Source organism: Vibrio sp. 10N.222.49.C9, from assembly GCF_041474985.1.
GTDB lineage: Bacteria > Pseudomonadota > Gammaproteobacteria > Enterobacterales > Vibrionaceae > Vibrio > Vibrio crassostreae_C.
Genome location: NZ_JBFRVD010000101.1, coordinates 1 through 9,470 on the forward strand (window position 1 = coordinate 1; position 9,470 = coordinate 9,470).

At 42.2% G+C, this 9,470-nt stretch carries 7 protein-coding genes and 4 pseudogenes; 4 read left to right on the forward strand and 7 right to left on the reverse strand.

Annotated elements, in window-relative coordinates; all coding sequences use genetic code 11:
• Positions 1-553: 553 nt before the first annotated feature.
• Positions 554-1,033, reverse strand: a complete 480-nt coding sequence (locus AB4585_RS22055) for a type II secretion system protein (RefSeq protein ID WP_017060589.1) — start codon at positions 1,031-1,033, stop codon at positions 554-556.
• Positions 1,034-1,283: 250 nt separating this feature from the next.
• Positions 1,284-2,345 (reverse strand): annotated as a pseudogene (locus AB4585_RS22060) (putative bifunctional diguanylate cyclase/phosphodiesterase); the annotation flags it as partial.
• On the opposite strand from AB4585_RS22060, the pseudogene AB4585_RS22065 reads away from it, so the two are divergent.
• Positions 2,346-2,705 (forward strand): annotated as a pseudogene (locus AB4585_RS22065) (winged helix-turn-helix domain-containing protein); the annotation flags it as partial.
• Positions 2,698-4,046: pseudogene (locus AB4585_RS22070) on the forward strand (sensor histidine kinase). The pseudogenes AB4585_RS22065 and AB4585_RS22070, both read left to right, overlap by 8 nt.
• A gap of 145 nt (positions 4,047-4,191) precedes the next feature.
• On the opposite strand, the gene AB4585_RS22075 reads toward AB4585_RS22070, so the two are convergent.
• Entirely contained in the window at positions 4,192-4,728 is a 537-nt protein-coding gene (locus AB4585_RS22075) for a GNAT family N-acetyltransferase (protein WP_372170947.1), read from the reverse strand.
• 226 nt (positions 4,729-4,954) lie between these two features.
• Here AB4585_RS22075 and AB4585_RS22080 point away from each other — a divergent pair, with 226 nt between their 5' ends.
• Positions 4,955-6,220, forward strand: coding sequence for an HD-GYP domain-containing protein (locus AB4585_RS22080; protein WP_372170950.1), 1,266 nt, complete (start codon positions 4,955-4,957; stop codon positions 6,218-6,220).
• 134 nt (positions 6,221-6,354) lie between these two features.
• Here the strand turns inward: AB4585_RS22080 and AB4585_RS22085 are convergent, their stop codons facing one another.
• The 4 genes from AB4585_RS22085 to AB4585_RS22100 form a co-directional block, all read right to left on the reverse strand.
• Positions 6,355-6,804: a PTS sugar transporter subunit IIA gene (locus AB4585_RS22085; protein ID WP_372170952.1), complete on the reverse strand. Its 450-nt coding sequence runs from the start codon at positions 6,802-6,804 to the stop codon at positions 6,355-6,357.
• Entirely contained in the window at positions 6,801-8,057 is a 1,257-nt protein-coding gene (locus AB4585_RS22090; protein ID WP_372170954.1) for a PTS ascorbate transporter subunit IIC, read from the reverse strand. Before AB4585_RS22090 ends, AB4585_RS22085 begins: the two co-directional genes overlap by 4 nt.
• 10 nt (positions 8,058-8,067) lie before the next feature.
• Entirely contained in the window at positions 8,068-8,337 is a 270-nt protein-coding gene (locus tag AB4585_RS22095) for a PTS sugar transporter subunit IIB (RefSeq protein ID WP_017064872.1), read from the reverse strand.
• A 284-nt stretch (positions 8,338-8,621) separates the two neighbouring features.
• On the reverse strand, positions 8,622-9,098 hold the full coding sequence (locus tag AB4585_RS22100) for a hypothetical protein (RefSeq protein WP_029235263.1): 477 nt from the start codon (positions 9,096-9,098) through the stop codon (positions 8,622-8,624).
• A 241-nt stretch (positions 9,099-9,339) separates the two neighbouring features.
• On the opposite strand from AB4585_RS22100, the pseudogene AB4585_RS22105 reads away from it, so the two are divergent.
• Positions 9,340-9,470, forward strand: a pseudogene (locus AB4585_RS22105) (IS5/IS1182 family transposase); the annotation flags it as partial.

A 9,470-nucleotide genomic window follows, 5' to 3' on the forward strand; every position in this document is an offset into this window, starting at 1 on the left:
TGATTTGATCAACAACGCCGGTTTCTAATGTAGCTTCTGATGGTATTCATTCGGTTTATCGATGCGTGAGATTTATCAGAATTTTTCATGATAAAATTAAATTATGTCATTTTATGTGATATTAATATAATTTATGTGGCGTATTGTTTTGGTGATTTAATTAAAGTAATCAATGATAGAATTAATTATATTTGTTGAATGATTGACTTTAATTTATTCTGTTACGAAATTTAAATAATTAAACTTTAAGGTGGGATATTTAAAATAGGGAAAGGATGATTTTTATCATGATGTGTTGATTAAAGAATTTTAATTGAATTATTATTGACATATGTATCAAATATGTGTCTATGTAAATATTAATCGGCTAGTGATGAAAATAAGATATGAATGAGGTTGGTGTTATACCATGAGCACTGCCTAAAAGTATAAGCAGCAACAAGTTAGATCAATTAGTGTTATTTTTGAGCAAATGTTAGCGTAACCACATGATATTCAAAGATCTGTTGCGGTGGCTTTGTGTTAACTATGGAAGCGTGCAATCGTTGAGTATTTAACATGCACCATCAAGCACCACGATCTGTGGTTCTTTTTCTGGCTGATAAAGCACCTGACAAAAGTCTCCTTCTGGCGAATAGGTGTAGTTTTCGGTGTCGAAAGAGATGGCGGCTACTCTTTCTGCATTGCTGCCAGAGTCTACTTCTTTGTTGATGACATGAAGCTCTGTTGCGTCGATATTGAGCAGTCTTCTTAGTGAGTCAACATAGGCGATTGGGTAACCATGACAAACGTAGTAGGTCTCAATCTCCGTCTTTTCAACATAGTTGCACTCATCCTCAACGCCAGCAATCGCTGACTTCGCGTAGATCATATCGATACCCGTGCGAAGGTTACCAGCCACATCATGTATTTTACTCGCCCGAGCACTTCCTTGAACGTCTAAGAACTTGACCATAGCTGTCGCCGAAACGATCGCTAAAATTAATACAGAGATGATGAGTTCTAAAAGAGTGAAGCCGTTTTGTCTGTTCATGGTTACCGATTATTTGCTCTGCTAAAGGGACGGAATGAGGGTAATCTAAATACCAAAGTCATTACAGTTAGTGGGTATAATGGTTTGGTGTTTTATTGTGTGAATTTCTAAGTAATTTTCTTTATAAACAATAGCTTAATTATTTCCTCTTACTGTTAAACGCTATGTAAGCATACGTAAGCGTACACACCCACAGCAGCCGATTGTTTAGGAAGCATTCAAACGACTTAATTTATTGATAAATAAGTCTTTAATTGTAGGATTGTCGACCATTCAAAAACTGACTTTCGACTTCATTTGAGGGAATTGGTTTACTAAATAAAAATCCCTGAAGATACTGGTATCCACAATCGATTAAGAACGCTTTTTGCGTTTCGGTTTCGACACCTTCAGCAACCACTTTTAGCCCCAATTTTTCACAGATAGCATGGGTGGCTTGGACAATCGCTTTGCTCCCTTTGTGTGAACCGTGGACGAAGCTTTTATCGAGTTTCACGGTGCTAATCGGTAAGTCATGCAACATCGACAGTGACGAGTAGCCTGTGCCAAAGTCATCAAGGTGAAGCTCTACGCCCAATTTAGAAATATAGCTTAACGCTTGCCTGACTTCACCATGCTTGAAGATCATGGAAGATTCGGTGATCTCAAGGGCGATGCTTTGAGGTTGGATATTGTAGAAGTTCAACATTGCTAATAGCTGCTCGGCAAAGGTCGCGTGCATCTGAATACTCGAAATATTGATACTCATCATCAACTCACTATCAAACTCACGTTGCCATATCGATAGCTGTTTGAGTGCAGAGTTCAGAACCCATTTCCCGAGCGGTACAATCTGCCCCGTCTCCTCCGCTAAGCTAATAAACTCATCAGGGCCTATGTTACCTAGCTCTTTGTCTGACCATCGAAGCAAGGCTTCAAACCCTTTCACCTTGTCGCTGTTGGTGTTCATGATCGGTTGATAGTGAAGGTTGAGATCGTCGTTTTCTATGGCGCGTGCCAGTCGATGGCGGATCTCTACTTTGCGATGCAGGGTTTGTGCTAAGTCTGGGGTAAACGTTTGGAAGCGGTTTCGACCATTCGCTTTTGCAAGATGCATCGCCATACCCGCTTGCTTTAGCAATGTTTCTTGGTCAACCGCGTTATCAGGGAAATGCGCGGTACCTATGCTGCAACCGACAGATAAACTGCCGATGCCTCTGATATGGAAACTTCGGTTTAAGGCATCAATGATGCGAGAGCAAAGTAGTGGGATATTTTGATTTCGGCAGGTGTGGGCAATCACAATGAATTCGTCGCCACCAAATCGCCCTAGTTAGCGCGAATTGAAGCGTTATTGCGTCGAGCGACTCCCGTAAAAACTGCGCAAGAAACTACGGCTGAAAAACAGTGCGATATTGTAATCAACAGCTCTGCTCAAAGTGCCACGCTCTATGGCCAAAACCTCAAGCTTACTTCTGCTGAATTTGAAATCTTAAACCTTCTCGTTAATAACATCTGTCAGGTCGTGACTCGAGACCAGTGCTGTCAGTTATTTAGAGGGATTGATTACGCGTTTAATGATCGCTCGATTGATATGCGCGTGTCTGGGTTACGCCGAAAGCTGCGCATTCACGCAAAAGACAAACAGTTGATTCGTACGGTTCGCAACAAGGGGTACATGCTGGTTGCGTAAGTTCATTGCTACGAAACTTCGCTCGGTTTCGATGTTTGCTCGCTTATACCTTGGGATTGTGACTGGGATGTCGGCAACGATATTTTTGTTCTTGAACCTTGGTGAGGGGTACATGCGACGCACCGAGATCGAAACCTTCCTCAATGATGGCATCTACTTTGCGGAGCAGTATGTTCGTCAACACAATCAAGAAAACTCACTCTATAAAGAGCTCGATAGAACAGGCTACCAACAATTTTATATCTTCAATTTACGCCTGTTGGAGAATTGGTCGGGCGAGGCGCCTTGCCAACAATGTGAGTTATACACCACCTTAAACGGTGTGCCGATATATCTAAGTGATGACAACCTCTATTCGACCGTGTTTCAGCTACCAAACTCTAAATTCAGTTTTGGGTTCAGTGAGGTAGGGGACTTTTTCTCTCCTGACATTGAATGGTACGAAGACTCAGAACGACACTTTTTGTTAGGGCTGTTGTTGGCTGTGATTGTGGCGATTGGAGCAAGTGTTTACTTACCTGTGAGGCGTTTCAAGAAAGAATAGAGTTGCTCGTCGAGAAGCAGAAACAGTTTGGTAAGGGCAAGCTTAGTACTCGATCTGACATGGACGACATCCATCCTGTTTCTGATTTGGCCAGCAGTTTTAACTTCATGGCTGAAGAGATCGAAAGCAAAGTAAAACAAAGTCATATTTTCGCTCAAGCTATCCCACACGAAGTACGAACTCCGCTAAGTCGTATTCAACTGGCGACCGATATCCTAAGAAGGGGAGCCCCCGATAATCATCAGGTTCTTTTCGATGACATTGATACCTACATTGAGGATATCAACGAGCTCACGTCAGAAATCATCATGCTGTCGAAGTTGAATGTCATGGATAACTCTTTCTTTGAGCTCGTTAAAGTGACCTCCGATCTTCGTGAGTATTGCCTAGACCGAATTCGTTACTCGAAACTAGACAATGCCACCTTTGAATCTAAGGTACAGCTAGAGTGCAAGATTAAGTGTGATTGCTCAATGGCACGCTTGGTGTTCGATAACGTTCTCAAGAATGCGGGTAATTACACACAAGACAAAGTGTGGATGACGCTGGATGAGAACTCAGAAAACTGGCTGGTGGTGATTGAAGACAATGGTTCTGGAATACCAGAGAATAGGCGTGATGAGGTATTCCTTCCGTTCTCTCGACTAGACTCAAGCAGAACGTCGACCAACGGTGGATTGGGGTTGGGCCTCGCGATTGCTCTATCGGCGGCTAAAAAACTTTCTTGGGATATCAAAATCGACGACAGCAACTATGGTGGCGCCAAGTTCAGTATCGTGATTCCTAAGATCGCATAAGCTGCAGCTTCAAGAGCTCTTCAGGCTCGTCAAATAACAAAGCCACCGACTAATACCGTGGCTTTGTTATATTCCGATTTACAAGCGAGTGACTTCTTAGTTACTACTGCCTAGAGCCTAGAGCCTAGAGCCTAGAGCTTAGAGCTTAGAGCTTAGAGCGATGAAGTCCATAAATAGCGTGGTCTACGATGCGGCCATTCAAGTTCTCGTTACGAGTTATAATACCTTCTAACGTGAAATGTAAGCGCTCACAAACCTTGCGGCTGCTTTGGTTACTGGTTGCGGCTGATATCTCTACCTTTTCCATATCTAACTCATTGAAAGCAACATCAATCAGCTTCTGGACAACGCGCGTCACAATCCCCTTTCCTTGGTATGTCTCAGATAACCAATAACCTATGGTCACCTTTTGCTTATCATGATCAATGGTATTGAAACTGCAGTTACCGACGACCTTGTCTTGATACACGATTGCACAAGTCATGCTTTTACCTTCGGCATAATCGTGTAGCGAGCGTTGGATGAAGATCCTAAAGTCTTGCTCGGTTTTACAATGTGGCGGCCACACGAGCCATTGACTTAGGTACTCATTCTGGCTTTGTGAGATTTCCGCGTAGTGAGAAGCGAAGCTCTCTTCAACCAATGCGATGGAGAGTTCGTTGTCGATAACCGTTTTAAACATGTCTTTCCTTTTCTTATGGCTGCTTATTTAAGCGAATCTTAGTCGGCAGGCTATAATGTCGCATGATTTTTAATATGCAACCATTTGTAGCACGGATTTTTCGTGATACGTTGGTTCTATCACGAAACTCATTAAACCTTACAATAGTTGTGTATATAATCATTAGCTATGCATTAGTATTAGCGGCCTAAATATATAAAAAATATAAAAATGCTAGGCTTAAATAATGAATCAACATTGCCAGGACGTGACCGTGGACTTAAGGAAGGCTCTATTCGGTATTGCTAAGGCGCTTGATAACGTCGGTTTCGAAAGTAAAAATCATGGACAGAGAGTGGGCTATATCGCGTATCGATGTGCTCTGAGTGTGGGGTGGGAAGAAGAGCAAGCGCAGCTCGCGTTTTCGTTAGGCTTGATTCACGACTGTGGTGTCTCGCAAATTGATGAACAGCTCAGTTTAACGTCTGGGTTTGTACCTGACTCAAGCTATCACCATTGTCAAAAGGGCTACCAAATCTTAAAAGAGTGCCCAGTTCTTTCTATATTTGCTAAGCCGGTTCTTTATCACCATACTCCGTGGTCTGAGCTAAGGGCTATTCATATCAGCGAGTTAGAAAGAGAACTAGCTGCCATCGTGATGCTTGCCGATAGAGTCGATTATCTATACGGCATAACCTCTTCTGATCGTTATGGAAACCTAACACCAGATGGCAAAGCGAGCATCATTGAACGTTTGACTGAACAAGCGGATGAGATGTTCGAAACCAACCTTGTGCAACACATGTGCGAGTTGGTTGATTTGGATGACTTCTGGTTTTCTATGGAGATTCCATACATCGAGAACATGAGGGATAACTTTGAACCTGTGCCATTTTTCTCCCAGCAAATGTCGCTGGATGAGACGGTGGCCTTTGCCGAGTTTATCGCCAATGTTGTTGATACCAAAAGTTCGTTTACCTTTAAGCACTCTTTAAAGGTTGGGCAGCTTTCAGAATACCTCGCCAAACAGCTGGGTTATTCCTACACCACTCAGCGTAAACTCTATTTAGCAGGCCTAGTTCATGACATCGGCAAACTGCAAACACCTAATGACATTCTTCATAAGCCGGATTTGCTGACCGAAGAAGAGTATTGCTGTATTAAACGCCATGCAACGGACACTCGATTCGCACTGCAGGAGTTGTTTAGTTCACCTCAGGTTTGTCAGTGGGCATCTAATCATCATGAGAGGTTGGATGGTTCGGGTTACCCAATGGGCAAAACGGCGGAAGAGCTGGATCAACCCAGTCGAATTGTTGCTGTGGTGGATGTGTTTCAAGCGCTAACTCAGTCTCGCCCTTATCGTGCAGGTATGACACTAGAAGAAACACTCGCTATTTTGACGGACCACGTTGATAACTTTAAGTTAGATCGAGAAGTGTTTGAGTGTCTTAATAAACATGCGCAATATTGTTTTGAATTATCAACAGACAAACGAATGTACGCGTTTTAACGCCATTGAATGCTTTCGAGGTGTGATGCCTTAACTCATACTCGATGAGAAATGACTAAGCACCAGAAACAGAAAAGCGATAGCCGAGGCTATCGCTTTTTTCATGGGGGCTTATCAGGATCTTTAGATCGAGATTAGTATCGTTTTAAGATCTCGATGATCGATTGCTCAGTTTCCGCTGCGATAATGGCATCAATGTCATCATCATTTTGGAACAACTCTGATAGCGCCATAATAGTATGGATGTGGCTATCTGAGTCCATCGCCGCCAGAGTAATTGAAAGGTAAACGTCACCGTTGTCTTCTGACTCTAAATCAACACCCTTCTTGAATACCGTTACTTGCAGTGATGCTTCGTTCACACCATCTTCAGGGCGAGCATGAGGCATCGCAATTTTGGGTGCCAGAACATAGTACGCGCCGATGTCCTTGTGCTTTTGCTTGATAGCTTCAACATAGCTTGCTTCGATTTTGTTGCTTGCTAGCAGTGTTGAACAGGTCACATCAATCGCCGCATCAACCGTTAGGTTTTCTTCAGAGTTGATGATAACGCCTTGGTTACCAATTAAATCGAATAAGCTCATGAAACAATCCACCCTAGGATAAGACCAACAACACCGAAGTCGAAGTCAGCAAACGTTGTCGCTTCAAGACCAAGGCCACCCAGTACTGGAAGCAGTAGCATTGGTAGGAAAGAGATACACAGACCTTGCGAGAACGAACCTAGAATTGCACCGCGTAGACCGCCTGTCGCATTACCGTAAACGCCTGCTGCACCACCTACGAAGAAGTGTGGAACGACGCCAGCTACAATGATTGTCCAGCCAAGCGCACCTTGAACTGCCATTGCTAGTAGGCCAGCAGCGAAAGAACAAAGGAAACCGATAAGTACCGCGTTTGGTGCTACAGGGAATACCATAGGGCAGTCTAGAGCAGGTTTTGCGCCCGGTACTAGCTTGTCAGAGATACCTTTGAATGCAGGAACAATTTCAGCAATCAGCATCTTCACACCTTGCAGTACGATGTAAACACCACCGGCAAACACAAGAGATTGCATGAAGGTGAATACTACCCAGTTTTGACCGCCTGATACTGTTTCAACAAAGTCACCGCCAGCAACAATTGAGGCAAACATAAAGAAGATAGCCATTGTTGTTGCTACAGCAACTGGCGTATCACGCAGGAACATTAGGCTCTTAGGTACGTTGATGTCTTCTGTTGATTTTGAAGTGTCACCAAACTTGCTACCAATGTAACCCGATACTAAGTATGAGAACGTTGAGAAGTGACCCATCGCCAACTGATCAGTACCCATCACTTTCTCTGTGTATTTTTGAGCAAGTGCAGGCATGATAACCATCAGTGAACCCACAATGATCGAGCCGATTGCAACGAGAGCAGTGCCTTCGATGTTAGCTGTAGACAGGATTACCGCTACCAGCATAGACATGAACATTGTGTGGTGACCCGTTAAGAAAATATATTTTAAAGGTGTTAAACGAGCCAATACAATATTCACAACGAATGCGAAGAACATAATTAGAGCCATTTCATAACCGAATGCTTCTTGTGCTAATGCAACAATTGCTTCGTTATTTGGAATAACACCACTTACGCCGAATGCTTCAGTAAATACAACAGAGAAGTTATTTAGTGCGCCAACAAGAGCGCCAGCACCAAAACCTAAAATTAGGAAACCCATTACGGTTTTAATTGTGCCTTTTAGAATGGTAGAAACATCTGCTTTTTGTGCAACCAGGCCGATAAAAGCAATTAAACCTACCATGATCGCCGGCTCTTTTAATAAGCCGAGCATGAACTCGAAAAAGTTTTGCATAATTTTGACCTTACATGAAAGTTTTTAGTTGTTCTTCAATAGATGCTTTGTCAAAAATATTTTTAAGGCTGATGATATTCTCTTTACCAGCGTCTTTTAGTTGGTTTGCAACGTCTGTTGCTGCAACCCAAATATCCGCATTGCTTGATGCTGCAGATGATAGATCTTCGTGATCAACTTCTGCTTCGAAACCGATTTTTTTAGCGACTTCTTTTACTGCCATTTCCATCATTAGAGAAGTACCAAGGCCGTTACCGCAAACTACAAGAATCTTTTTCATAATATTTGTCTCAATTGGATTTTAGGGGTTGAGAAACTTCGTTCTCTTATTGTGTGAGAGCATAGTAATGGAAGTATTCAGATTTCAACAAGATCCCCATCACAAAACTGAAATGAGATTGTGATGGAGATCTCGTTAATTTGTAGTAAAGATCCAGAGTGAGACTTTGATCAAATTTAACTTTTCACTCGAATATGCAACGTATTTTATTGAGAAAGGCAGGCTTAACTAGTTTTTATATTAGAATATAAATCTATAGAGGCTTTATTGTTGAAAACAGAGAGTTAATCGTATCGACCGTAGTCAGTAAGCATTTTCTTAAGCATGCTATTAACGTCTTTGGTCTTTTTATTTCTTTTAGTCAGTTCGCTAAGAGAGGTTGGTTTTGGGGAGGCAATATTTTCACTGTCGACTTCTTCTGTTTTATCTTTCATTTTCTGTACGGCAGGCAATAACATTCTAATTTCTTCGTTATTGGCATTGGTCAGTACCACAATATTTTCAGATTCAACTTGAGTAATGGTTAGTATCCCGTGTTTAACCGATTCAACCTTTTCACCAATCATAATTGATTCAGGCGCGACAGAACGATCGGTGAGTTGACCTGTACGTAATTTCGCCGCACTGATAGCGCGGATATTTCCAGTATTTTCAAACGCGACAATAACAGTATAGGTATTATAATATTCAACTACTGTCACATAGCCGTGTCTATTTGTTTTGAATCTAGCTCCATTGTTCATGTCGTGCGGAGCTTCCATTTTCTTCACGTGTTTCCTCTCTTAGTCTCGATGGCTGTTATATCTAATCAGCTCTATTGGTATTTTATAGATAATTATTTGGTGAGGTCATACAAAGTATATACGCATCTAAACTTAAGATGAATCTTGAAGTCTCGGGAAATGAGGCAGAGCACAGAAAAGTGGCTTTGTTTCCTAAATCAGGGAACTAATGCTTAAAGCTACGATCAGATCATCTAAGTTCACTCACATACTTAGAGCAATGCCAAAGCCTCGCTACAGAACAACTAACTGGAAACAATATAACCAAGCCCTAATCAATCGTGGCTCACTGACATTCTGGATTGATGAGGAAACGATTCAACAGTGGAATCAACTCAAGCAAGGTAAACG